18 protein-coding genes and 1 tRNA gene are annotated in these 23,031 nt (G+C 64.8%); 10 read left to right on the forward strand and 9 right to left on the reverse strand.

Annotated elements, in window-relative coordinates; genetic code table 11:
* Positions 1 to 66: 66 nt before the first annotated feature.
* From LNV23_RS17015 to LNV23_RS17035, 5 genes are all read right to left on the reverse strand, one after another.
* Positions 67 to 1,119 (reverse strand): PEP-CTERM sorting domain-containing protein, encoded by a 1,053-nt coding sequence (locus tag LNV23_RS17015; protein WP_263564073.1) that lies wholly within the window; start codon positions 1,117 to 1,119, stop codon positions 67 to 69.
* Between the two features lie 20 nt (positions 1,120 to 1,139).
* Complete coding sequence (locus LNV23_RS17020) at positions 1,140 to 2,198, reverse strand: PEP-CTERM sorting domain-containing protein (protein ID WP_263564074.1); 1,059 nt, start codon at positions 2,196 to 2,198, stop codon at positions 1,140 to 1,142.
* 291 nt (positions 2,199 to 2,489) lie between these two features.
* Positions 2,490 to 3,923, reverse strand: coding sequence for a hypothetical protein (locus LNV23_RS17025; protein ID WP_263564075.1), 1,434 nt, complete (start codon positions 3,921 to 3,923; stop codon positions 2,490 to 2,492).
* 134 nt (positions 3,924 to 4,057) lie between these two features.
* Positions 4,058 to 4,849, reverse strand: coding sequence for a PEP-CTERM sorting domain-containing protein (locus tag LNV23_RS17030; protein WP_263564076.1), 792 nt, complete (start codon positions 4,847 to 4,849; stop codon positions 4,058 to 4,060).
* Positions 4,850 to 5,292: 443 nt separating this feature from the next.
* Entirely contained in the window at positions 5,293 to 7,047 is a 1,755-nt protein-coding gene (locus LNV23_RS17035) for a secretin GspD/PilQ domain-containing protein (protein WP_263564077.1), read from the reverse strand.
* 215 nt (positions 7,048 to 7,262) lie between these two features.
* Between LNV23_RS17035 and LNV23_RS17040 the strand changes: the two genes are divergently transcribed.
* From LNV23_RS17040 to truD, 3 genes are all read left to right on the forward strand, one after another.
* Positions 7,263 to 9,161, forward strand: a complete 1,899-nt coding sequence (locus LNV23_RS17040) for a S8 family serine peptidase (RefSeq protein WP_263564078.1) — start codon at positions 7,263 to 7,265, stop codon at positions 9,159 to 9,161.
* A 325-nt stretch (positions 9,162 to 9,486) separates the two neighbouring features.
* Positions 9,487 to 9,576: transfer RNA gene (locus tag LNV23_RS17045), tRNA-Ser, on the forward strand.
* 301 nt (positions 9,577 to 9,877) lie between these two features.
* On the forward strand, positions 9,878 to 10,906 hold the full coding sequence (gene truD / locus LNV23_RS17050; protein WP_263564079.1) for a tRNA pseudouridine(13) synthase TruD: 1,029 nt from the start codon (positions 9,878 to 9,880) through the stop codon (positions 10,904 to 10,906).
* A gap of 27 nt (positions 10,907 to 10,933) precedes the next feature.
* Here the strand turns inward: truD and LNV23_RS17055 are convergent, their stop codons facing one another.
* Together LNV23_RS17055 and LNV23_RS17060 are read right to left on the reverse strand one after the other, a co-directional pair.
* Positions 10,934 to 11,113, reverse strand: coding sequence for a hypothetical protein (locus LNV23_RS17055; protein WP_263564080.1), 180 nt, complete (start codon positions 11,111 to 11,113; stop codon positions 10,934 to 10,936).
* A 74-nt stretch (positions 11,114 to 11,187) separates the two neighbouring features.
* A complete protein-coding gene (locus LNV23_RS17060; protein WP_263564081.1) occupies positions 11,188 to 12,012 on the reverse strand; it encodes a symmetrical bis(5'-nucleosyl)-tetraphosphatase in 825 nt (274 codons plus the stop codon).
* A gap of 105 nt (positions 12,013 to 12,117) precedes the next feature.
* Here LNV23_RS17060 and LNV23_RS17065 point away from each other — a divergent pair, with 105 nt between their 5' ends.
* The 4 genes from LNV23_RS17065 to LNV23_RS17080 all read left to right on the forward strand — a co-directional run bounded on the left by LNV23_RS17065 (position 12,118) and on the right by LNV23_RS17080 (position 16,721).
* Complete coding sequence (locus LNV23_RS17065) at positions 12,118 to 13,416, forward strand: hemolysin family protein (protein ID WP_263519898.1); 1,299 nt, start codon at positions 12,118 to 12,120, stop codon at positions 13,414 to 13,416.
* A complete protein-coding gene (locus LNV23_RS17070) occupies positions 13,417 to 14,169 on the forward strand; it encodes a SapC family protein (RefSeq protein WP_263564082.1) in 753 nt (250 codons plus the stop codon). It begins immediately after the preceding gene.
* Positions 14,170 to 14,316: 147 nt separating this feature from the next.
* Positions 14,317 to 15,744, forward strand: a complete 1,428-nt coding sequence (locus tag LNV23_RS17075) for a lyase family protein (protein ID WP_263564083.1) — start codon at positions 14,317 to 14,319, stop codon at positions 15,742 to 15,744.
* Positions 15,745 to 16,046: 302 nt separating this feature from the next.
* Positions 16,047 to 16,721: an N-acyl amino acid synthase FeeM domain-containing protein gene (locus LNV23_RS17080; protein WP_263564084.1), complete on the forward strand. Its 675-nt coding sequence runs from the start codon at positions 16,047 to 16,049 to the stop codon at positions 16,719 to 16,721.
* Between the two features lie 26 nt (positions 16,722 to 16,747).
* Here LNV23_RS17080 and LNV23_RS17085 read toward each other — a convergent pair whose 3' ends face one another.
* Together LNV23_RS17085 and LNV23_RS17090 are read right to left on the reverse strand one after the other, a co-directional pair.
* A complete protein-coding gene (locus LNV23_RS17085) occupies positions 16,748 to 17,563 on the reverse strand; it encodes an EAL domain-containing protein (protein ID WP_263564085.1) in 816 nt (271 codons plus the stop codon).
* A 58-nt stretch (positions 17,564 to 17,621) separates the two neighbouring features.
* Positions 17,622 to 18,443: an IclR family transcriptional regulator gene (locus LNV23_RS17090; protein ID WP_263564086.1), complete on the reverse strand. Its 822-nt coding sequence runs from the start codon at positions 18,441 to 18,443 to the stop codon at positions 17,622 to 17,624.
* Positions 18,444 to 18,799: 356 nt separating this feature from the next.
* On the opposite strand from LNV23_RS17090, the gene LNV23_RS17095 reads away from it, so the two are divergent.
* Genes LNV23_RS17095 through hmgA form a run of 3 tightly spaced genes read left to right on the forward strand, consistent with a single transcriptional unit; the run spans position 18,800 to position 22,999 of the window.
* Positions 18,800 to 19,786 carry an MBL fold metallo-hydrolase gene (locus LNV23_RS17095; protein WP_263564087.1) on the forward strand — a complete coding sequence of 329 codons (987 nt, stop codon included), beginning with the start codon at positions 18,800 to 18,802 and terminating at the stop codon, positions 19,784 to 19,786.
* 22 nt (positions 19,787 to 19,808) lie between these two features.
* Positions 19,809 to 21,713, forward strand: a complete 1,905-nt coding sequence (locus LNV23_RS17100) for an FAD-dependent monooxygenase (protein ID WP_318023251.1) — start codon at positions 19,809 to 19,811, stop codon at positions 21,711 to 21,713.
* The gene (gene hmgA / locus LNV23_RS17110) at positions 21,710 to 22,999 is read left to right on the forward strand and encodes a homogentisate 1,2-dioxygenase (RefSeq protein ID WP_263564088.1); all 1,290 of its coding nucleotides are present in this window, start codon (positions 21,710 to 21,712) and stop codon (positions 22,997 to 22,999) included. The genes LNV23_RS17100 and hmgA overlap by 4 nt, the downstream gene beginning before the upstream one ends.
* Positions 23,000 to 23,031: the final 32 nt, after the last annotated feature.

A 23,031-nucleotide genomic window follows, 5' to 3' on the forward strand; every position in this document is an offset into this window, starting at 1 on the left:
GCTGTAGTCCATATGGATCAAACGCCGCGCAAGGGCGGCGTTTGGAGACGTGACAACCGCTGCGCTTCAGCGCTTCTGAGCCCGCCCGCCTTGGCGTCGCCCGGCCCACAAAGAGGCCAGACCCAGGCCCAGCAGAACCCAGGACTGCGGCTCCGGTACCGCAGACACCGTGTTCGCCTGGAAATCAGCGAATTCACCGGTCGGCGAATCGATCCAGCGCGATTCGAATCCCGCCGCGTAGTCCGTCTGGTTGACGCGCTGCAGGCCCGCCCCGGTCACTGCATTGGCTGCGGGTGAATTGGCCGCTTGCTGGGTGAAACTCAGTACGTAATTGCCCGAGCTGTTTTGCGCCAATCCCCAATAGCCGTTGTAGCTGAGGTTGTCGAACTCGTCGACGGCCAAGCTGCCGTTGGCGCTGTTGGTCACGTAATAGAACCAGGACGATTTGCCCACCGCATTGCTGACCGAAAAGGCGCCGCCGAAGCTGTCGCCGTCGGCCAGCAAATTGGCCCGCGCAGAAAAGCCGCTGCGGCCGGCAAAGTAGCCGCCGCTGCTGGCCGTGTCGAAGCTGCTGCCATTGACGTTGCGGTCGAAGCCTTCGCTGGCGCCATGCGTGTTGAAGGCGCGGTCGGACGGCTTGGAGAAGTTCAGCGAGCCGATGAACTGGTTAGGCATCTCACGCGCCGTGAACAGCAGATCGCCGGCGGCCATCGCGTTCAGGTCTTGCCAGTGCGGGTTGACCACGCCCTCAGCCGGGCCTTGCTGCACGGTCGTGTAGAGCCGCGTGTCACCCGGCTTGAGGCTGGGTCCAGCATCGACCGCAAACACGGCCCAACGCTGATTGGCCACCACGGTCGAGCCCTTCTTGAACTCAAGGAGTGCCTTGTCGGTGGGGTCGAGATTGATCAGCTTTTGGTAGCCGGCATCTTGCTGGGCCAGCACCCAGAAACTGCTGGCGTCCATTCCCAGGTCCTTGGTGTAGGACAGCTTGGCCACCGGGTCCCACAGCACCAAGAGCAGCTCGGGCTGGTTGTCGGTGGCGATGGACGCCTGTGCGCTGCTGCCTGCTGCGAGCAGTGCCAGGGCGGGGAGCAGCGTCTTGCTTGCTTTCTTCATCATGGTCAGCCCCTGTTTCATCATCAGGAAGCGGCCAGAGCCGCGCGACGGCGGCGAGCCCATGCAGCCACGCCTGCCAGGCCCAGGCCCATCAGCAGCCAGCTCTGCGGCTCCGGCACTGCGGTGACCGATGCGGCTTGCCAGCCGGCGAACTCGCCGTCCAGACCGGCCACCAGACGGGTGCTGCCGTAATTGGCGCTGTAGTCGGTGAAGTTCAGGCGTGTCTGGCCTGCGTCCGTGCTGACCTTGGCCTGCGGTGTGTGTGCCACCAGCGTGTAGCTGAGGATGTAGTTGCCGTTCGAGGGCTTGACGGCCAGGCCCCAGTAGCCATCGCCACCGAGGTTGTCGAATTCGTCGTAAGCGATGGTTTCAAAAGGTTCCAAGCTGGAAGCGGCGCTCTTGTAGAACCAGGAGGACTTGCCCACCGCGTTGCCGACGCAGATATTGCCCAGACTCCAGCAGCCGCCGTCGGCCAAGGCATTGCCGTCCGCTGTGAAGCCGTTATCGATTCCGATATAGGCCAAATCGCCGCGCTCTTTCGATGAAAAGCTGGATCCGTTGGCGATGGCCGAGGGGCCAATGTGGGAGCTGTCCACGCTTTGCAGCTGAAGCTTCTTGCCCAGACCAGATGCTCCAAATGCTGATGCAGCATCACTGACAGAAGGGTTGGAGAGTGTCGTGAACTTCGACCAATTGGGGTTGATCACGCCATTGGCCGTACCGCTGGTCAGGGTGGTGTAGGCCTCAAAGCTGACTTCATCGCCGGTCAAGACCTTGGACACACCGACGATGCCCCAGCGCTGCTTGCTGACATCGGTGGAACTGGCCAGGAACTTGCTGAAATAGGGGTCGGCGCTCTTGTCGATTTCAATGAACAAGGAATAGCCGGCGTCTTGCTGAGCGCTCACCCAGAAGTTCCGGGCCACCAGCCCCAGGTCCTTGGCATACGACACATTGCTGGTGTGATCAAAGAGGATGAAAACCAGCTCGCCGTCGGCATCGGTCTTGACTTCAGCCGCAGCCGGCATTGCCAGGGCAAGGCTGGTGAGCGCGAAAACGAAGTTATGGATGGGGCGGTTCATGGTGATGGCTCGGGCTAAAGATTGGAGTGTCGGTCGGGCACTTAACAGCATCGTGACCGCGATGCGGGCCGTATGGATCGAACGGACTAGGGGCTCTTGCGGGCGCCTGCAAACTCAGCTGGTCTGGCGGCCGAAAGAAAGAATGAACGAGTGAGTGAGTGAGTGAATCAATGAAGAACGAAGCCGGCCAGAGCCCCGCAAAACATGGGGCCTGGCCGCTTGGATCGCCGAGCCCTGCTGCGACGACTGCAGCAGGGCTCGGCTTGACTTGCTTTTTGCTGGCTGGTTGGCTTACTTGAACAGCTTCAAGGCGGTGCAGCTGTTGCCGGCCGAGCGCGAGACGCGCGAGGCGAAGGCCAGTTGGTCAGCCGGCAGGCTGGCGCGGGTGCCATAGCTCAGCGGGGGCGACATCACGCCGTTTTGCGTGTTGACATCGGTGGCCAGCAGGGAAGCCGGCTTGCCCGTGTTGGTGCGCAGGGCGGTCAGGAAGGCGGCCTTGTCGGAACCGGCCGGCACCACATTGGTGTTCCACTGCATGGTGGACTCAAACACGAAGTCGTAGTCACCGGTCAGGGCTGCCGTGCGCTTGGGCAGCTTGCCGTCGAGCTTGACGAAGCGGTAGCCGCGGTCGCCAGCGTCGCGCAGCGGGTTCACTTCCATGCCCAGCACGGCCAGGCCGTAGGCGTTCGGGTTGGCATCGGCCGAGGTGGCGTTCTCAACCGTGGTGCCCAGGCAGGTTTCGACGTTGCCGGCGCTCGAGTTCTCGACCACGGCCACGGCGCTGCCGCGCACGCCCACGGTGCCGGAGGCGCCGGAGATGCTAGAGCCGCCTGCGCTGCAAGGGTTGTTGGCAAAGTGGATGTTGGAGGCCGCTTGGGTGCCCGAACCAGCCGCGCGGCGGCAGACATTGACCGTCTTGCCGTCAACACTGGCGTCCACCGACTTGGGGATCAGCAGGTTCCAGCCGCGCTGCGAGCTGGCCGAACCGTTCAGGCCGCCGGTCAGGGCGCCCTTGACGAAAGTGCTGGGCAGCGAGGGGATCTTGGCGTCGCTCTCGTCCAGTGCGCCACCGGCGCTGATCAGACCTTGGGCTTCTTGCAGGGCGCGGTAGGCCTTCTTGTTGACGGCAACGCCGAAGATGTTTTGCACCAGGGGGCCGACACTCAGGGTCGACAGATCCACGGGCACCTGGCCGGCGGCGAGGTTGACGGGTTGGTTCAGCATCACGGGCTCAACGTCCGAGATGCCAGCGTCGGAGACCTTGTCTTCTTCGGTCGAGCAGACGAAGTTGGCCACGCTGGTGGAGCCGCCCGAAACCACGGAGCCGGCCACGCAGGTGGCGGCGTCGATCTTCATGTGCTTGATGGCGGTGCCCAGGGCGACCGGGTTCACGCCTTGAGCAGAACCGCCAGCATCGCGCTTGAAGACCAGCAACTTGGTGCCGGCCGTGTAGTTGCCGACATTGGCGGCCAGGGTGCAGGCATAGGCGCGGTGGTTGTCGCCGTCCTTGGTCGTGCCGCCGGTGTTCTTGCTGAAGTAGACGGTGAAGTCGTTGTTGCACACTTCCTGGACCGCAGCGGCGAGCGACAGGCGCAGGGCCGAGGCACCGGAGATGTAGACGACCTTGGCGCCGGCCAGATCGTCGGGGCCGATGACGGCCGCGTTGGCGGCGCCGTTGGCCAGCAGAGCGGCGGCGAGGGTGGCGATGAATTGGAATTTCTTCATGATGGAATGACCTCGAAAGGAAAAAGAGGAGACGAGACCTGACCCACCGGCCTTGAGGCCAGTGTGGTGCAGGCAAAACGGGATCAAATCGGCCGGGGCTTGGAGCGAATGCCGGGAACCCTCGGCCGAGGGTTTCAGTCGGCGCGGCGGCGGCGCGTCATCATGCAGACGCCAACCAGGCCGGCCAGCATCAGGGCGTAGGTTTCGGGTTCCGGCACCGGCGTGGTCACCGACAGGGTGGTGCCGTCAAAGCTGACCTGCATGCCGTAGAGGGCGGTCAGGTTGGTGTTCAGCGTGGCTTCGAAAGGCTCTTCCGAGGAGCCGGCGATGCTGATCATGCTGGCGACGTCGCCGACCTTGTTGCCCAGCAGGAAATTGCTGGTCTCGAGCGTGAAACCGCCCAGGAAGTGGGTGATGCCTTCGCCCTTCTTGTTGTGGCTCTGGCCATTGACGGCGTAGCTGCCGAGGTGGCTTTGGGTCTGGCCCGCATTGCCGACCACATTGGAGATGCCGATGTATTCGCTGCTGTCAAAGTCACCGTTGCTGATGAACTGGGTAATGTCTTGGGTCGGATTGACCGTCGAGAACAAGAAGTGCTCAGGCGAGGGCAGGCTGCTGCCAGCCGAGGCCATGAAGGCCCAGCGTGTGCCCTTGGTGGCCGTGCCGTCCAGCAGGTTGGTGTCGGCTGCCTTGTACGAAGTCCAGGCGGCGCCGCTGACATTCCACTGGCGTGCGTAGCCAGGGGTGGTCACACCGGACAGGAAGTCCGAGATCTTCAGGCCGGTGTCGAACAGGAAGGAGCCGTTCTCATCACCGACGACGAGGAACATTTCAGCGGTGTTGATGTTGCGTGTGTCGATGCTGGCGACGGCGGGGACAACAGAGGCGACGGCCAGGGCTGCTGCGGCGATGTGCTTGAGTTTCATGTGGTTCACTCCGATGGATAAACGAGAGGGACGAGAAGGACGAGATGGGTCTTGCAATTCATTTCGTTCCGGCGGGGCCGGCCGGTACCTGAGTTGGCCTCGCTGAACGCGTGGCTTGCATTGCCGCTATGGGCGGTGCTCTGGGTACCGTGGGATGCGCGACCGCAAGGACAAAGAACGATGTCGTCTTGCGACAGGCTGGACTTTGGCAGCCGGTGATGACATGGAGTCGTGCTGCACATCACGCTTTTTCGCCCAAACGGACTACGTAGACACCCTGTGCTTGCCTTCGGCTGCAGCGAAAGCGCCTTTTTGAGCCTGGAAAAGTTTCGCAAGCCGAATCCCTTGGGCTTTGCCGTGACTGTTGTTGGTGCCCTTCCTCGCCGAAGGCGGGCATTGGAGGCGCGCTCTGAGCTCCGTGGATCCTTCGCGTTCGCAGGGGATCAGGGCTCGGCAATCTCGACCTGGACGTTGCCTTCGACGCGTACGTCGATGCTGCTGCCGTCGCGCGCGCGGGCCGACAGACTTTGCAGACGCAGCTCGGCCGCGCCCGCGCTGTCGGGCAAGGCGCGCAAGACGAAGACCGCTTGGCCCCGCGGCGGCAGCTCGAAACGCAGCAGGCCCGCGTGGTCTGAGCCGCCCTGGCTGGCTTGAGTCGCTTGGAACAGATGGGTGTCGTAACCAAGTTGCCCCTGCACTGCGGCAGCCGACGCATTCTGCAAGGTGATGGACAGGGTTTCGCCTGCCGTCACCACGCCTGCGCTGGACAGGCGCAGCAGGGCGCGGCCATCGCCCGTCGCGTCAGTCTCTTGGCTCGGCTCGCCCGCCTCATCGTCCATCTCCATGACCGGCGCTCCGTTCAGCGAGACCGACACAGCGGCCGATGGGCGCAGGCGCACGCTGCGAGCATCTGCTTGCGCAGCAAGACCGGAGGGCAGAGCGCGACGCCCCGCCTCGGACCAGGAGGGCTGCCGCAGGATGTGTGGGGTCAGCAGCAACACGACTTCGCTGTGCGTCTGCGTATCAGCCTGAATGCCGAACAGACGCCCCAGCAGCGGCAGCGCCGACAGACCGGGCAGACCGGCAAGTGCCCGGCGGTCCTCCTTGTTGAACAAGCCGGCAATCAGCTGGGTCTGCCCATGGCTGAGGTTCAATGTGCTGCTGATGTGGCGTGTGTCGGTTCGATAGGCGATGGCTGGAACAGGCCCCCCCGACTCTTCACGGGCCACGACGCTGTTGATCTCCAAATTGAGTTGCAGGCCGATGTCGCCGTCGATCTTGAGATCGGGCTGAATCTCCAGATTGAGCCCGACATCCAGATACGCCACCGTGGTGGACAGCGTGCTCCCATTGGTGGCGGTGCTGTTGAAGACGGGCAGGCGCTCGCCCACTTTGAGTCGCGCTTTTTCATGGTTGCGTGCCCGCAGCACTTGCTGGGCCAGCAGCTGACTCTTGCCGACAGAGCCGCGCAGTTGCGCCAGCAGCAGCGGATTCAGCGCGCTGGTGAACCAATTCCCCGTCGGGTTCAGCGGTGCTTGCAGCGCAGCCCCGGCCGGGCCACGGTTCAGCTGCCGCGGCCAGTTCAGACCCAGCTCGGAACTTTGATCACGGTTGATTTCCAGCAACTCAATATTCAGCACCAACTCGGTCTCGGGCTGATCCAGCTGGGCCAGCAGGCGTTCGGCGATTGCCACGGCCTCGGCCGTGTCGCGCACAAGCAGCAGATTGAGGCGTTCGTCGACGAACAGATCGCGCGTCTTGACCATCGTGCGCACCAGCGCAAAAGCGGTCTTGGCATCGACATGGTTCAGGTAGAAGGTGCGCACCTCCAGGTCCTGATGCTCACGCTGTTTGGCGGTCGAACTCGGGTAGATCAAGAGCGTGCGCTCACCGAGCGGCTTGTAGTCCAGCTGATGAATGCGCATGATCACCGCCAGCGCTTCGTCCAGGGTGCTTCCACGCAGGCGCAAGGACACCCGCGCAGCACGCGGCATGTCTTTGTCGAACACGAAATTGATGCCGCTGCTCTGGCTCAGCGACTCAAAGACCGCCAGCAAGCTGGCATCGCGAAAGTCGAGTGCGGGAAGCGTGGCAGGTTCAGGGGCGGCCATGCCAGCCGGCAAGGCTTGTGCGCCGAGGACCAAGCCGCCCCAAAAGAACAGCCCGGCCACCAGGGCCCTCAGCAGGGAAGCACTCATGGGCGGTGCGTGTTGGGCACGCTGGTTCTCAATACCGACCCATGCTAGGTGGCTCGCATGACCACGGTGTGAATGACAGCTTTGTGTCCATCATGGGTTGAATGGCTCATGGCGGCAGGCGGCTGGTGTCGGCGGCCGGAGCGAGCGCGCTGGTGTGCGAACGTGCCGGCGGCGCTTGTCACGGCCGCTTCACGGAGGCGCAATAGGGTGTCGCCATGCACACCGACACCCACTCCGCTCACCCATCCGCCAAGCCGTCCTTCATTGCAGCGGCGCTTGCCTTGCTGCTGGCCGCTGCCTGGGCTTCTCCTTCTCTCGCGCGCCAGACACGCCTTGATGAGCCAGAAAGGTCCGGCGGCAATGTCCAAGGCCTGATCATTCAGCTCCACCCGCAGGCGGGCAAGAGCGAGGCGCAGGCACTTCAGAGCCTGTTGCAGCGTCACCAGCTGGCCTTGCGTGTCAGCCGTCCTCTGGGCTCGGGCTGGCAACTGCTTGAGGCGCCCAAGCTTTTGGGCGTGGATCAGGCGCAGCGTCTGGCCGCGCAGCTGCGTCAGGACAGCACGGTTGCGTCCGTGCTGCTGAACAGCCGCGAGCAGCGTGCGGCCGTCCCCAACGACAGCCTGTACGCCAGCCAACAATGGTGGTTGGGCGACAGGAATGACAGCAGCAGTGCCGGCGTGGCCAACTTTCCCAAGGCTTGGGATCTCCAAAAGGGAAGTACGTCGCCCGTGATTGCCGTCTTGGATTCCGGCATCACGGCTCACCCCGATTTGCAGGCCAACATCCTGCCCGGCTACAACTTCGTCAGCAAACCCGAGTACGCCAACAACAACGGCGTGGGCCGCAGCAACACTGCCGATGACACGGGCGATGCCCTGTCCAAGACGGAACATGATGCCAACCTGCCTTTGTGGGATGGCTGTACGGTCAACGAAACCAGCAGTTGGCACGGCACTTTGGTGGCGGGTCAGCTGGGCGCGGTGACCAACAACGCGGCCGGTGTGGCCGGCATCAACTGGAATGCCCGCATCTTGCCGGTGCGCGTGTCAGGTAAATGCGGTGCAGCCGTCGCCGACATGATCGATGGCATGCGTTGGGCCGCCGGCTTGGCGGTCAACGGTGTTCCGCTCAATGCCAATCCAGCCAAGGTGCTGGTGATCGGCTTTGCAGGCGTGAAGTCTTGTGACATCAAGGACAGCAATCCCGAGGTGGCCGCGGCAGCGCGCTTGTACAACGACACCATCGCTGAATTGCGCGCGCGCAATGTCATGATCGTGGCGGCTGCCGGCAATCTGCGCACGGCGGTTGGTCGTCCTGCCAATTGCGCCGGCGTGTTCGGTGTGGCGGCTGTGAATCGTCAGGGTTTCAAATCGATTTACTCCAACTACGGTCGAGAGATCGCGCTGTCTGCCCCTGGTGGTGATGGCGACTACGGGCGTACATGCGACAACTTGCTGGCCGACAGCGGCATGACCTCAACCAGCAACAAGGGCAAGCTGCGGCCGGACGAGACGAGCTCGGCCTGGGGCTACGCAGCCACCAGCGGCACCAGTTTTGCCGCGCCGCAGGTGGCAGGCACGGCCTCCCTGATGTGGGCGAGCAATCCAGCACTGACACTGGCTCAAGTGGAGGCTGGCTTGAAGATCAGCGCCCGACCCCATGTCATCGCGGCCGCATTGGGAGAATGCAGCAGCAGCAATTTCAGCCGTTGCAGCTGCACCACCGAGACCTGTGGCACGGGCTTGCTGGACGCTGAGGAGGCTGTGCGTTACGCGACGGCCCCTGCGACCTATCAGGCCCCTGTCCGGGCAGCTGTCCAACTCAGCAGCGCTGCATTGGACAGCTGCGGCGTGATTCAGGGCACCAAGCCGCCGACGCCGACGCCTACGCCTACACCTACGCCTACGCCTACGCCTACGCCTACGCCTACGCCTACGCCCACGCCCACGCCCACGCCCACGCCCACGCCTGCGCCCAGCAGTGGTGGCGGTGGTGGCGCAAGCTCTCCCCTCTGGTTGTTGGGACTGGCGGCAGCTGTGCCTTTGCTGGCTTTGCCGCAACGTCGTCGGCGTATCGCAGCCGCGCAGAACGAGAATCAGGAAACGGGCGCTTGACGGCAGGCTCGCGAACGGTTTCGTCGTTTTTTGGCGGCATCCATCGCTGCGCGCTGCGTACAGCTTCAGCCGCCGCAGGTCGGCGAGAGAAGTTGGCATATGGACTCGCAGCCCATGCATCGAGTGACGGTGTCTCTGGTGGGCGAGAAGAACGGTCGGAGCGATTTCCCTTCGACCCAGTGTCCCGGCAAGGGGCGGCCTGGTGCCGGGCTCTCTGGCGCCTTGCCCGTGCTGCTAGAATATGCGACCAATTCGCCAGGCGATTGAGGTGCAGCGTCTTCCGGCCAAATTGCTGGGTCGCCGTGGGAGTTGCAGACAGTTTTTTGGAAGCTTGGCCGAGCGGTTTAAGGCACCGGTCTTGAAAACCGGCGAGGGTTTATCCCCTCCGTGAGTTCGAATCTCACAGCTTCCGCCAAATCACGATGAAGCATGGGCTGTTGTGACTTGAAGCATTGAATTGCACAGGGTGCAATCCTTTGGCTCCATTCACAAATGCAAGCCTTCAGTTCAACAGCGCTTTCGAGCGCTGTTTTTTTGTCGTGTGGAATCTCCGCGGCAGTGCGATTTCTGTGCCGCCAGTCAACACAGGTGTCGACAGACAAGCGGTGCTGAACTCGAAGCCGCAAGGGATTCGCTGCATCTGGCCGAGGACGATTGCGGCTGATGACGGCCACCGTGCCTCGCTTTGCTACTCATTGCCTACCGTCAGACCGCTCATGACCGACGCTGCTCAGTACACGACCTTGCCGCAGTGGCCCAGGGCCTATCCGGCCAGCGGTGCCAGTGCCACTCTGAAACTCCTCAATGAGGATTTCATCGTCACCGAACTGCCGCTGCAACTGCCTTCCGGTGCCGGCGAACATGTCTGGCTGGATGTCGAAAAGAACGGCGCCAACACCGCCTTCGTCGCTCAGCAGCTGGCCGCGGCCGCCGGCGTGCAGGAATGGGATGTGGGCTATGCCGGCCTCAAGGACCGCTATGCCATCACCCGTCAGTGGTTCAGCATCTACCTGCCGATTGGAAAAGGGAAAGGTGAGACGCCCGACCTGACTCTGCTGCAGCACCCGGAATTCAAGGTGCTGAGTCAGAGCCGACATGTGAAAAAGCTGCGCCCCGGTGATTTGCAAGGCAACCGATTCCGCATCGTGCTGCGCGACTTGAAAGGCGACCGTGATGCTGTCGAGTCCAATCTCAAGGCCATTGCTGAACTGGGTGTACCCAATTACTTCGGAGCTCAGCGTTTCGGCTTTGAGGGTGGCAATGTGGAGCAGGGCCGGGCCATGTTGGCGCGCGAAATTCGCGTGCGCAACCCGAAGAAAAAGGGCATCTACCTGTCGGCGGTACGCTCCTTCGTCTTCAATGAAGTGCTGGCGCAGCGAATTCAGCAGGGACTCTGGGGCCAGACCCTGCCCGGTGACGCGATGGACGAGGCCGGCCGGCCCACCGGACCGCTCTGGGGACGGGGCCGCGTGATCACCAGCGAACAAGCGCAGGCCTTGGAGAACGGCGTGGCTGAACGCCACGCCGCCTTGTGCGACGGCATGGAGCATGCAGGTCTCGATCAGGACCGCCGCGCTCTGGTGGCCTGTCCGGAGGGCTTGTCATGGGAATGGCCGCAAGCTGATCAGTTGGTGCTCGCGTTCTCCTTGCTCGCCGGCAACTACGCCACCTCCGTTCTGAATGAGATCCTCCTCACCACGGAGCCTGAGCGGCACACCGAGAGCGAGCCAGCGACGCTCGAGTGACGGTGTTCTGACCGCGGCTTGAAGGGCTCAGACCTGGCTGCTGGTCCGCTGGTTCTTGCCCGTACGCTCTCCCTTGGCCTGCAGCCACGCCCTGGGCGCCAGTGCGACCGTGACATCCACCAGCGCCTTCACGGGTTTGCCTGTCACGAGCACGGGCCAGTGCGGATCGCGACCGAGCAGCACCTCGATCGCAGTCACTTGGGGCATGGAGGTCGGCGCAGTGTCGACGCGAGCGGGTTTCGCGCTTGGCGCCCCCCGTTCGCGGTGCCGTGTGTGAAGCCTCAGCCCGGCTTCTGCGCCTGCTCGCACTGCACCTGAATGATTTCCAGGCAGCGCCCCTGCTCAACGCGGGCCGCGCTCAGTTGGCCGCCCCAGATGCAGCCGGTATCCAGGGCCAGCAGGTCGGGGCGCTGCAGCAGGCCCAGGGTCGACCAATGACCGAAGGCGATCGGCTGGCCGGCGCTGCGGCGGCCTGGGGTGTCGAACCAGGGCTGCCAACCGGGTGGGGCGCTGGCGCTGTCGCCCTTGGTCTTGAGATCCATGCGGCCCGCTGCATCGCAAAAGCGCAGGCGGGTGAGGGCGTTGATGACCAGGCGCAGGCGTTCGGGACCGCGCAGGTCCTCATTCCAACGATCGGGTTCATTGCCGTACATCTGCGGCAGGAAATCGGCCAGGTCCGGGCCGCGCAGCACGGCTTCGACCTCGCCGGCCAGGCTCAGGGTCTGCGCCAGGCTCCAGTCCGGCAGCACGCCGGCGTGCACCATCAACCAGCCATGCGCTTGGCAAGCCATGCGTTGCTGGCGCAGCCAGTCGAGCAGGGCGGCTCGGTCGGGGGCGTCGAGGATGTCGCTCAAGGTGTCGCTCTTGGAGGCCTTGCGTGCGCCATGGGCCACGGCCAGCAGGTGCAGGTCGTGGTTGCCCAGCAGGCAGGTGGCTGCTGCGCCCAGGCCGCTCAAGCGGCGCAGCGTGGCCAGCGAGGCCGGGCCGCGGTTGACGAGGTCTCCGAGGAAGTAGAGCTGGTCGCGTGAAGGCGAGAACGCGATTTTCTTCAGCAGGCGTTCGAGCGCATCGCAACAGCCCTGCAGGTCACCGACGAGATAGTTCATTGCGGGATTGTGCTGCCTTCGCTGTCAAATGCATCTGCTACGCTTGCGGCCTCTTGCAATCGTCCGCGCTCAACCTGGGGTTAACCCTCGGAAGTGGCGCCCTCAATGGATACCGCGCTCGTTCTCTTTCTGATTCTGCTCAACGGCTTGTTTGCAATGTCGGAGATGGCTTTGACAGCCAGCCGCAAGGCGCGTTTGCAGGTCATGGTCGAGAGCGGGGAGGGCGGTGCGCAAGCCGCCATGGACCTGCATGAGAACCCGACCAAGTTCCTGTCTACTGTGCAGATTGGCATCACTTCGATCGGTGTGCTGAACGGCATCGTCGGTGATGCCGCTTTTTCCGGCCCCTTGGCCGCCTGGCTGACCCTGACCTTCGAGCTTCATGCCAAGGCCGCCGAGATCACGGCGACCGGCTTGGTGGTGGTGATCCTGACCGTGCTGACCATTGTGTTCGGCGAGCTGGTGCCCAAGCGTGTCGGCCAGATCTACCCCGAAACCGTGGCCCGCCTGGTGGCGCCGCCCATGGAGCTGTTGTCCCTGGCCGTGCGCCCCTTGGTGCGCTTGCTGACCTTTTTCACCGAGACCACCCTGGGCTTGATTGGCCTGCGTGGGCGTGCCCAGCGCGGCGTGACCGAAGAGGAAATTGCCGCCAGCCTGGAAGAAGGTCTGGACGCCGGCGTGATCGAGGAGCATGAGCATCAGATGGTGCGCAATGTCTTCCGCCTCGATGAGCGCGAGATCGGCTCGATGATGATCCCGCGTGCCGAGATCGCCTGGCTCGATGCCGACGACACGCCCGAGCAGGTGCTGACCGTGCTGCGCGCCCATGGCTACAGCCGCTACCCGGTCTGCCGCGGTGATCTCAGCGAGGTGCTGGGCGTCGTCTCGGCACAGGCACTGCTGCAGCGTGCGCTCAGCGGCGAGGAGCTGGCCCTGGTGCAGGACCTGGAGCAACCGGTGTTCGTGCCGGAGACGCTGTCGGGCATGGAATTGCTGGAACACTTCCGGGCCTCGGATGCGCCCCTGGTGTTCGTGGTGGATGAATACGGCGAAGTGCAGGGTGTGATCTCTGTGCGCGACGTGCTGGAAGCGATCGCGGGCGAGTTCAATGCGCCCGGTGATGGAGATGCCTGGGCGGTGCAACGCGAGGATGGGAGCTGGCTGCTCGACGGCCTGATTCCTGTGCCCGAGCTAAAGGACCGCCTGGAGCTGAAGGAACTGCCCGAAGAAGACCGTGGGCGCTACAACACCCTGGCCGGCATGATCATGCTGCTGCTGGGGCGCTTGCCGCGCACGGCCGATGTGGTGGAGTGGAACGCCTGGAGATTCGAGGTCGTGGACCTCGATGGCAAGCGTGTGGACAAAGTGCTGGTCAGTCGACTGGCGGTAGATGGAGAAGAGTAAATGAGTACACCCCCGCTGTATGGGAATCTGGTGCCCCTGGACCGTGAGGCCCACAAGAAGCTGCGTCTGAAGACCGAGCTGTCCACCGTGGAACGCGTGGTCGGCCAGAACTCGCTGTTCCTGGCAGCGGTCGAGTTCGCCGAAGCCTGCAAGGAATACCCGATCGTGTTCGTGCGCGTCGGTGAAACCCCGACCGACGGCTCCAAGCAAGCTGTGGCCCCCCTGGCCGTCCTGGGCCTCAAGCCCGGCAGCAATCTGTTCGTCAAGGACGGCAAGTGGACCGGCAACTATGTGCCCGCCTTCATGCGCCGCTATCCCTTCGCCATGGCCCGTCTGGACCAGAACGAAGACCAAGTGGCTGTGTGCTTCGACAGCGAATGGCCCGGTTTCTCCGAGACCGAGGGCAGCTCTCTGTTCGCAGACGACGGCCAGCCGACTGAGTTCTTGCTGAACGCCAAGAACTTCCTGGAGAGCTTCGAGCAGGAATCTGAGCGCACTCGCGCCATCTGCAACCACCTGGTGGAACTGGACCTGCTGCGCGATATGCGCTTCGAGGCCACCATGGGCAATGGCGAGAAGCTGGACGTCGAAGGCTTCCTGGCTGTGGACGAGCAGAAGCTGGCCGAGCTGGCTGACGACAAGGTCGTGCAACTGCACCGCAACGGCCTGCTGGCCCTGCTGGAAATGCATCGCGTGTCCATGGGCAATATGAGCCGCCTGGCCATGCAGCACACCAACGCTGCCGCCGCCTGAGCGACGCTGACCATGCCCTGACGGCCTGCCTGCACTGACAGGTGGCCGCTGCAGCTCCTGACAAACCCGCTGCGGGTTTGCAGGAGCTGTTTTCTTTGGGGGCGCTGGCTACCATGCGGCGACAAAAACCTTCTGGGCGTGTAGTTGATGTCGGTCTTGGTGTTTGAAGGCTTTTTGTCCACCCCGGAGATGCTGGCCCTGTTGGAGCCGGCTTCGGTGGTGCAGACCATGATGGATTTCGAGGCGGCACTGGCGCGTGCCCAGGGCCGCTGCGGCGTGATCCCGCTGCCGGCGGCGCAGGCGATCGCCAGCTTGTGTCGGGTCGAGCTTTACGATCTGCCGGCCTTGGTTGAGGCCAGCGGTCCGGCCGGCAGTCTGGCCATTCCGGTGCTGCAGAAGTTGGCCGATACGGTCGCCCTGTTCGACCCGGTGGCCGCCGGTTATGTGCATTGGGGCAGTTCCAGTCAGGACATGGTGGACACCACCCTCGTGCTGATCCTGCGCCGCAGCTTGCGACTGATCGAGGACGATTTGCTGACCTTGCTCGGCCATTTGCTCGAGCTTGCCGAACAGCAGCCCGGCGTTCCGGTGCTGGCGCGCACCCTGATGCAGCCAGCCCAGATCAGCAGCCTGCGCAGCCGCGTGCTCAACTGGGCTCTGCCATTGCTGCGCAGCGCCCAGGCCTTGCGCGATGCCGCCGACGGCGCCTTGCAGCTGCAGTTTGGCGGCGCCGTGGGCACCCTGGCCAGCCTGGGCGAACAGGCCGATGCCGTCAGTGCGGCCTTGGCCGCCGAGTTGCAGTTGCCCGAGCCTGCCATGCCCTGGCACACCCAGCGCGACCGCATGGTGCGCCTGGGCGCCGAGCTGGGCATCCTGTGCGGCGGCCTGGGCAAGCTGGCGCGCGACCTGGCCTGGCTGTGCCAGCCGGAAGTGGGTGAGCTGGCCCAGCGCGAGCCCGTTACGCGCGAGTCCGAGCGCGGCTTCAAGCGCGGCGCCTGCAGCATCATGCCGCACAAGAACAACCCGGTGGCCTTTCTGCGCGCCCTGGCTGCAGCCGAGCGTGCGCCGCAGCGTGTGGCCGCCTTGCTGGCCTGCATGCCGCAGGAGCTGGAGCGCGGCCTCGGTGGTTGGCAGGCTGAGCTGGCTGAAATGGCCGGACTGCTGCTGCATGCCCATGGCTCGGTGCGCGCCTTGTCCGAGGGCCTGGCCGGTCTGCGGGTGTTCCCTGCACGCATGCGCGAGCAGATCGATGCCCAGCGTGGCCTGGTGTTTGCGGAGGCGCTGAATCTGCTGATGTGTCCGCTGCTGGGGCGCGAGGCGGCCCATGCTTGGGTGGAGCAGCTGTGCCGGCAGATCGAGTCCGACAGCGGCGCAGCAGGCTCGGCGGACTTGCTCGCATTGGCACAGCAGGCCGCCACGCGGCAAGCCCTGATGCCGGAGCGCCTGGCCCCGGCAGCCCTGGCTCGGGTGTTCGATGTCGAGGTGGCGGCCGCACATGCCGACCGCCGCGTGGCCGCTGTGATGCAAACGGCGCGCCGGCAATGGGCCGAACTCTCGGACCGGCCGCATTGGTGAGTGCTGCCGCTTGGCGCTGGCCAAAAGCTTGCTTGTGGCGTGCCAGATGTAAGCGCGCGAAGCCGGGAACTGGTCGCTTGCGAGCGCCTTGTTCCGGCGACTGAGAGTGCCCGTGACCTGTGCGCCCAGCACTGGCGCGGCCTGTAGGCCAGGCCCCGGCTGTGCCTGGCACGTGTCCGGATGTAAGTGCCGCGGCACCGTGTAAGTCACGTGTTTGGCCCCGATTTTCAGGGTGTTCTGTCTCTAGACTGGCCTTCGACTTCGCTCAGATTCGAGCCTGGACGCCAACCCGAGAGCAGTACATGAAACCCGTCGCACCATGCTTTGAAGCCCAGGATCTACCCACCGGTCTGGCCTTTCGCACCGCCCAAAGCGAGAGCCGCATGGGCGCCTACAGCCTGCTCGCCAGGCGCTATGCCGAGCGCGGCTATCTCTGCCAGGAGCTCAGCACGCACAGCGAGGGTTCGGTGACCATCTGCTCGGCCTTCCTGGGGCCGGCGACCGTGGCCACCATTGCCGTGCGCTTCGATGGAGCCCAGGGCTTGGCAGCCGATGCCTTGTTCCCAGCAGAGTTGGCAGCGCTGCGCGCCAGCGGCCTGAGCCTGTGCGAATTCGGCCGCCTGGCGCTGGATCACGACGTCAGCGACAACAAGTCCTTGCTGGCCCGGCTCTTCCACCTGGCTTTTCTCCATGCGCACCGGCTGGCCGGCTGCGAGCTGCTGGTGATCGAGGTCAACCCGCGTCATGTGCCCTTCTACAAGCGCATGCTGGGCTTTGAGCAGCGCTCCGAGGTGCAGCTGAACCCACGCGTGCAGGCGCCGGCCGTGCTGATGGTGCTGAACCTCGTTCATGGGCGTGAGCGGATCGCCAACTGGGGCGGCCGGGCTGCCGAGTTGGGCGCCGCCAGCCGCACGCTCTTCCCGTACTTTTATGGCCCGGCCGAAGAAGCGGCGCTGCTGCTCAAGCTGCGCAACTGAGGGGCGCTCCGCCCGCCAACAGCGTTTCAGCGCTTGAGCGCTTCGATCTGCTCGGCCGCCACCAGGCTCTGGAAGGCCGGCCGAGCGAATAGATAGCCTTGCATCAGATGCGCGCCTTGGCGCCACAGCCAGTCGCGCTCGGCGCGGGTCTCCACGCCTTCGGCGATGACTTGGATTCCCATTTCACGGCACAGGCCCAGCACGGCCTGGATGATCAGCTGGCGCGGGCCATGGCTGTCGATGTCGCGCAGCAAGCCCATGTCCAGCTTGATCAGATCCGGCTGGAAGTCGGCCAGCAAGGCCAGGCCGGCATAGCCGGCGCCAAAGTCGTCAATTGCATTGAGAAAGCCGATGCGGCGGTATTCGGTCATCACCTCGGCGTACCAGCGGCCGTCGCCGACGCGTTCGCCTTCGGTGGTTTCGAAAATGATGCGCTCCAGCGGCAGGCCATGGTGGCTCGCCGCCGCCAGGGTGGTGCGTATGCAGGCCTCCGGGCGATAGACCGCATTGGGCAGGAAGTTGATCGACAGCCGCGTGTCGGCCAAGGTGGCCAGGCCCAGGCTCACGGCGTCCTTGATGGCCTTGACACGGCAGGCCTGGTCGAATCGGTAGCGGTTGTCGTCGTTGATCAAGGCCAGCACGCTTGCCGCTGATTCCCCCTGGGGGCCGCGAACCAGGGCCTCGTGGGCGTAGATGCTGCCGTCGCGCAGGTCGACGATGGGCTGGAATGCGTAGCTGAACTCGAATCCGAGGCGCTCTTCGCCTTGGCAACCCGGGCAGTCGGACCCGTCCAGTTCGCCAAAGTGCGTTGCAGAAATCGGGATGTGCTGCGCTGGGTTCATACCTGCCTCATAGAAAACTAGTGATGCGGAGTTAGCGCGGAGGTCGGCTGGCTTGGCGTCATGGCGGTGGCCGCGGCCGCCAACCCAGTTGGCTGGAGACTTCCTCGGCTGCGCGCTTGAGGCTGCGCGCGGGCAGGCCGCTGGCCGCCAAGCTGAAGCCGCGGCTGGGGCCGATGGCGGTCAGGCTCAGCACCATGCGACCCTGGTCATCGAAGACCGGCGCGGCCAGGGCGCTGACGCCGGCGACCACACCGTCCTCGGCGCTGGCCAGGCCGGCCGCGCGGATCTGTGCTTGCGTCTCTTGCAAGGGCTGTAGCTCAGGGGCGCTCAGGCGGTCGGGTTCAAGGTCTAGGGCCGCCTGAATCGTGGCCTCGGGCAGATGGGCCGCGAACAGCCGGCCCGAGGCCGTGCCGCGCAAGCTCATCACCGTGCCATGGCGCATGCTGATATGCACCGGGCTGGGTGCCTCAGCCACGCGCACGATGGTGGGGCCGCGGTTTCCCCAGACGGCGATGGCCACGGTCAGGCCCAGGTTCTGGGCCAGCTCCTCAATGCGCGGTGTGGCCAGGCGCACAGGGTCGTATTGCTGCAGGCTGATCAGGCCCAGTTGCAGGGCCAGCGGCCCCAGGCCGTAGCGGCCGCTGAGCGCTTCCTGCTCGACCAAGCCCAGCTTGATGAAACTGACCAGATAAGGGTGGGCTTTGGCGGGCGCCATCTCGGCCTCACGGGCCAGGTCTTTCAGGGCCAGTGGGCGGCCATGGTGGGCCAGGGCGGTCAGCAACTGGCCGCCGACCTCGATGCTCTGGATCCCGCGCGGGCTGCGCTCGGGGCTGGCGTCGGTGGCGTTGCTTGCGTCAGCAGTGTCTGGAAGTTGGGCCATGGCTGCAGATTAGAACCGAAGCGCTGGCGAGGGCGACTCGATTCAAGCGACCTTGCGACTGCGCTGGCTCGCCCGGAGGCTGCAATCGGCACAAAGCAGCCGAATGCAAAAGGCAACCACGGAGGCACAGAGGCACAGAGAAATACAAAGCCGAATTGGTTTTTACTCTGTGCCTCCGTGCCTCTGTGGTTGCAATTGAATTTCCGCTTCGTGCCGATTCCAGCCGACCATTTCGCGGTATTCGTGTTGGATGAATTTGTTAAATATAGACAAACTCATTTGACTTTGGTTAAATCGAGCCCTGCCGCTTTGTGCTGTTCCGGCGCCCGCGATTGCCCCTCACCGAGAGCTTTGCCATGAGCAACCCGACCCCGACGAGCCCCAAGACTTTCGCTTCGCAAGCCGATCTGGAGGTCAAGAAGGTCAGTTTTGACCAGCTGTCGCCGCATGCCTACGCCTACACGGCGGAGGGCGATCCGAACACCGGCATCGTCATCGGCGACGACGCGGTCATGGTGATCGACACCCAGGCCACGCCGGTAATGGCGCAAGACGTGATCCGCCGCATCCGCGAGGTGACGGACAAGCCCATCAAGTACGTGCTGCTCAGCCACTACCACGCGGTGCGGGTGCTCGGCGCCAGCGCCTACCGGGCCGAGGGCTGCGAGCAGGTCATTGCCAGCCAGGACACCTACGACCTCATCGTCGAGCGCGGCGAGCAAGACAAGGCCAGCGAGATCGGTCGCTTCCCGCGCCTCTTCAATGCCGTGGAGTCGGTGCCGCTGGGCCTGACCTGGCCGACCCTGACCTTCACCGGCAAGATGACGCTCTGGCTGGGCAAGCTGGAAGTGCAGATCCTGCAGCTGGGCCGTGGCCACACCAAGGGCGACACGGTGGTCTGGCTGCCGCAGGACCGGGTGCTGTTCTCGGGCGATCTGGTCGAGTTCGATGCCACGCCCTATGCCGGCGACGCTTATTTCCAGGATTGGCCCGCCACCCTCGACCGCCTGGCTGCGCTCAAGCCCGCCAAGCTGGTGCCCGGCCGCGGCGCCGCGCTGCAAACGCCCGAGCAAGTGCAGGCCGGCCTGAACGGCACGCGCGCCTTTGTCAGCGAGCTCTACGAGAGCGTCAAGGCGGGCGCTGCCGCGGGCCTGGATCTCAACGCGGTCTACCGCGAGACCTATGCCCGCTTGGCTGAGCGCTACGGCCACTGGGTGATCTTTGCCCATTGCATGCCCTTCGATGTGACCCGGGCTTACGACGAGGCCAGTGGCCACGCCGACCCGCGCATCTGGACGGCCGAACGCGATGTGGCCATGTGGAAGGCACTCGAGAACGTTTGATGGATGTGCTGATCCTGCCGCCATGAATCACCGTTACGTCTACCCGCAGTACGAGGCGCGCATCAGCGCCGACCAGTTGCACTGGCGCGCCACCGGCGAGGCGGTGCGCTGCCCGGTGGTGATCGTCGGTGCCGGGCCGGTCGGGCTGAGCCTGGCGCTTGATTGCGCGGCGCGCGGCTTGGCCGTCGTGCTGCTGGACGACAACAACAGCGTCAGCATCGGCTCGCGTGCGGTCTGCTATGCCAAGCGCACGCTGGAAATCTGGTCGCGTCTGGGCCTGGCGAAGGATCTGGTGGATCAAGGCGTGAGCTGGCGCCTGGGCCGGGTCTTCCATGGCGAGGGCCTGGCTTACGAGTTCGACTTGCTGCCCCAAGCCGGCCATGAGCAGCCGGCCATGATCAATCTGCAGCAGTACCACCTGGAAGAGCGACTGGTGGCCGCCTGCATGGCCGAGCCGCTGATCGATCTGCGCTGGAAGCACAAGCTGCTGGCGCTGGCCGACGACGTTGGCGAGGAGGGCGGCCCGCTGCGCCTGCGCATCGAATCGCCTGAGGGGGAGTTCGAGCTGCTCGCCGATTGGCTGTTGGCCTGTGACGGCGCCAGCAGCGATGTCCGCCGCATGGTGGGCGCGGAGTTCAGCGGCAAGGCCTTCCAGGACCGTTTCCTGATCGCCGATGTGCACATCCCCGAGGCCCTGGGCTTACCGACCGAGCGGCGCTTCTGGTTCGACCCACCGTTCCACCCCGGCCAATCGGTGCTGCTGCACCGCCAGAGTCGCGACATCTGGCGCATCGATTTCCAGCTCGGCTGGCAGGCCGACCCCGAGCAGGCACGCCAGCCGGAGAACGTGCAGCGCCTGGTCCGTGCCATGCTGGGCCCGGAGCTGCCGTTTGAGCTGGAGTGGGTCTCGGTCTACCAGTTCGCCTGCCGCCGCATCGACCGCTTCCGCCATGGCCGCGTGCTTTTCGCCGGCGATGCCGCGCACCAGGTCTCGCCTTTCGGAGCACGCGGCGCCAACAGCGGCGTGCAGGACGCCGACAACCTGGCCTGGAAGCTGGCGGCCGTGCTGCAAGGCCGTGCGCCCGAAGCTTTGCTGGAAAGCTACCACCTCGAGCGCGCCGCCGCCGCCGACGACAACCTGCGCCAGTCCACCCGCTCGACCGATTTCATCACCCCCAAGACGGCCACCTCGCTGCAGTTGCGCAATGCCGTGCTGGAGCTGGCCCGGCGCGAACCTCTGGCCCGTCCGCTGGTCAACAGCGGCCGCCTGTCCATGCCCACGGCCTACCGCGATTCACCGCTGAACACGGCCGATGTGCCAGGCGCTTTCGAGTCCGGCCCGGCCCCCGGTGAGCCCGTGCCCGATGCGCCGGTGAACCGCGCCGGCCAGGCCAGCTGGCTGCTGCGAGAGCTGTATCGTGCGGGGGCGGGCTTTGTGCTCTTGAGCTTCGGCGCGGTGGCCGCGACCGTGCTGCCGGCTGAGTGTCATGCGCTCGTGGTGGGCGAAGACTTGATCGACGCTGAGGGCCTGCTGGCCGCTCGACTGGACGCCCGGCCCGGCAGCGTCTACCTGATCCGCCCCGACCAGGTGGTGGCGGCACGCTGGCGCGACTTCGATGCGGCGGCTGTGGCTCTGGCCCTGGACTGCGCCTTGGCGCGCAGCCCCGCGCCTGCATCGATTGCGGTACCCGCTGCATCCATCGGGACTCTGAAACGCCAACCCAATCTCCAAGACCCCGACGGTTTTTACGAGCACCTGATCGCCGCTCAGAGAGATCTGGACGAGGGCCAGGCCCAGCGCTTTCTGGCCAAGCTGAGCTTGATCCTGGCCAACCAGATCGGCGACAGCGCGCTGCTGCGCGAGGCGATCGACCTGGCCCGCGAACCTGAAACATCGACTTTGAATTCCAACGATCCCGCACCATGAGTGAAACCCTGAACTACCAAGCCGGTTTCGGCAACCAGCATGTCACCGAGGCCGTGGCCGGCAGCCTGCCGGTGGGCCGCAACAGCCCACAGCAAGTGGCCCATGGCCTCTATGCCGAGCTGCTTTCGGGCGCGGCCTTCACCGCGCCGCGTGCCGAGAACCTGCGCACCTGGATGTACCGCCGCCAGCCCTCCGTCGTGGTGGGCAGTTATCAGCCCCTGAGCCATGCCTTCCTTAAGACCGGCGCGGCTGAGGGCCAGGCCGCTCCGCCGGACCCGCTGCGCTGGGCGCCGACCGCCATCCCCGAGGCTCGCAGCGATTTCGTTGCCGGCCTGCGCACCCTGGTCGTCAACGGCGACCCCGATGCGCAACTGGGCATGGCCGCGCACATTTACCTGGCCAATGCCTCGATGGAGCGCAGCGCCTTCGTCAACGCCGACGGCGAGCTGCTGATCGTGCCGCAGCAGGGCGCCCTGCGCATCGCCACCGAGCTCGGCCGCCTGGACGTGAAGCCGGGCGAGATTGCGCTGATTCCGCGCGGCCTGGCCTTCAAGGTGGCGGTGGATGGCCCCTCGCGCGGTTACATCTGCGAGAACTACGGCGCGCCCTTCCGCCTGCCGGAGCTGGGCCCGATCGGCTCCAACGGCCTGGCCAATCCACGCGACTTCCTGGCTCCGGTGGCGCATTTCGAAACCGAGGCCGGCGCCTACGAAATCATCAAGAAGTTTGGCGGCAAGCTCTGGCGCGCCGAGCAGGGGCACACGCCCTTCAATGTGGTGGCCTGGCATGGCAATCTGACGCCCTACAAGTACGATACCGCGCATTTCATGACCATCGGCTCGATCAGCTTCGACCACCCGGACCCGAGCATCTTCACCGTGCTGACCTCGCCCAGCGACACCGCCGGCTGGGCCAATGTGGACTTCGTGATCTTCCCGCCGCGCTGGATGGTGGCCGAAGACACTTTCCGCCCGCCCTGGTACCACCGCAATGTGATGAGCGAGTTCATGGGCCTGGTGCTGGGCCAGTACGACGCCAAGCCCGAGGGCTTCAAGCCCGGCGGCTCCAGCCTGCACAATGCCTATGTGCCGCACGGCCCGGACACCGAAGCTTTTGCCAAGGCCAGCAGCGTGGACTTGGCGCCGCACAAGTTGGACCACACCCTGGCCTTCATGTTCGAGACCCGCTGGCGCTTGCTGCCCACCGAGTTCGCCATGAACGGTGGCGCGCTGGAAACCCGTTATGCCCAGTGCTGGAGCGGCTTGCAAGACCGCTTCAGCGCCTGAATCGACTTCAGCAATATTGACCGATAGTTTGA

The organism is Kinneretia sp. DJ1R-11 (genome assembly GCF_025717595.1).
Classification (GTDB): Bacteria; Pseudomonadota; Gammaproteobacteria; order Burkholderiales; family Burkholderiaceae_C; genus Paucibacter_A.

Bases quoted from the DNA above. Each gene is read 5' to 3' on its own strand.
- LNV23_RS17015 (WP_263564073.1), bottom strand. From the start codon at position 1,119: ATGATGAAGAAAGCAAGCAAGACGCTGCTCCCCGCCCTGGCACTGCTC.
- LNV23_RS17020 (WP_263564074.1), bottom strand. From the start codon at position 2,198: ATGAACCGCCCCATCCATAACTTCGTTTTCGCGCTCACCAGCCTTGCC.
- LNV23_RS17025 (WP_263564075.1), bottom strand. From the start codon at position 3,923: ATGAAGAAATTCCAATTCATCGCCACCCTCGCCGCCGCTCTGCTGGCC.
- LNV23_RS17030 (WP_263564076.1), bottom strand. From the start codon at position 4,849: ATGAAACTCAAGCACATCGCCGCAGCAGCCCTGGCCGTCGCCTCTGTT.
- LNV23_RS17035 (WP_263564077.1), bottom strand. From the start codon at position 7,047: ATGAGTGCTTCCCTGCTGAGGGCCCTGGTGGCCGGGCTGTTCTTTTGG.
- LNV23_RS17040 (WP_263564078.1), top strand. From the start codon at position 7,263: ATGCACACCGACACCCACTCCGCTCACCCATCCGCCAAGCCGTCCTTC.
- truD (WP_263564079.1), top strand. From the start codon at position 9,878: ATGACCGACGCTGCTCAGTACACGACCTTGCCGCAGTGGCCCAGGGCC.
- LNV23_RS17055 (WP_263564080.1), bottom strand. From the start codon at position 11,113: ATGCCCCAAGTGACTGCGATCGAGGTGCTGCTCGGTCGCGATCCGCAC.
- LNV23_RS17060 (WP_263564081.1), bottom strand. From the start codon at position 12,012: ATGAACTATCTCGTCGGTGACCTGCAGGGCTGTTGCGATGCGCTCGAA.
- LNV23_RS17065 (WP_263519898.1), top strand. From the start codon at position 12,118: ATGGATACCGCGCTCGTTCTCTTTCTGATTCTGCTCAACGGCTTGTTT.
- LNV23_RS17070 (WP_263564082.1), top strand. From the start codon at position 13,417: ATGAGTACACCCCCGCTGTATGGGAATCTGGTGCCCCTGGACCGTGAG.
- LNV23_RS17075 (WP_263564083.1), top strand. From the start codon at position 14,317: ATGTCGGTCTTGGTGTTTGAAGGCTTTTTGTCCACCCCGGAGATGCTG.
- LNV23_RS17080 (WP_263564084.1), top strand. From the start codon at position 16,047: ATGAAACCCGTCGCACCATGCTTTGAAGCCCAGGATCTACCCACCGGT.
- LNV23_RS17085 (WP_263564085.1), bottom strand. From the start codon at position 17,563: ATGAACCCAGCGCAGCACATCCCGATTTCTGCAACGCACTTTGGCGAA.
- LNV23_RS17090 (WP_263564086.1), bottom strand. From the start codon at position 18,443: ATGGCCCAACTTCCAGACACTGCTGACGCAAGCAACGCCACCGACGCC.
- LNV23_RS17095 (WP_263564087.1), top strand. From the start codon at position 18,800: ATGAGCAACCCGACCCCGACGAGCCCCAAGACTTTCGCTTCGCAAGCC.
- LNV23_RS17100 (WP_318023251.1), top strand. From the start codon at position 19,809: ATGAATCACCGTTACGTCTACCCGCAGTACGAGGCGCGCATCAGCGCC.
- hmgA (WP_263564088.1), top strand. From the start codon at position 21,710: ATGAGTGAAACCCTGAACTACCAAGCCGGTTTCGGCAACCAGCATGTC.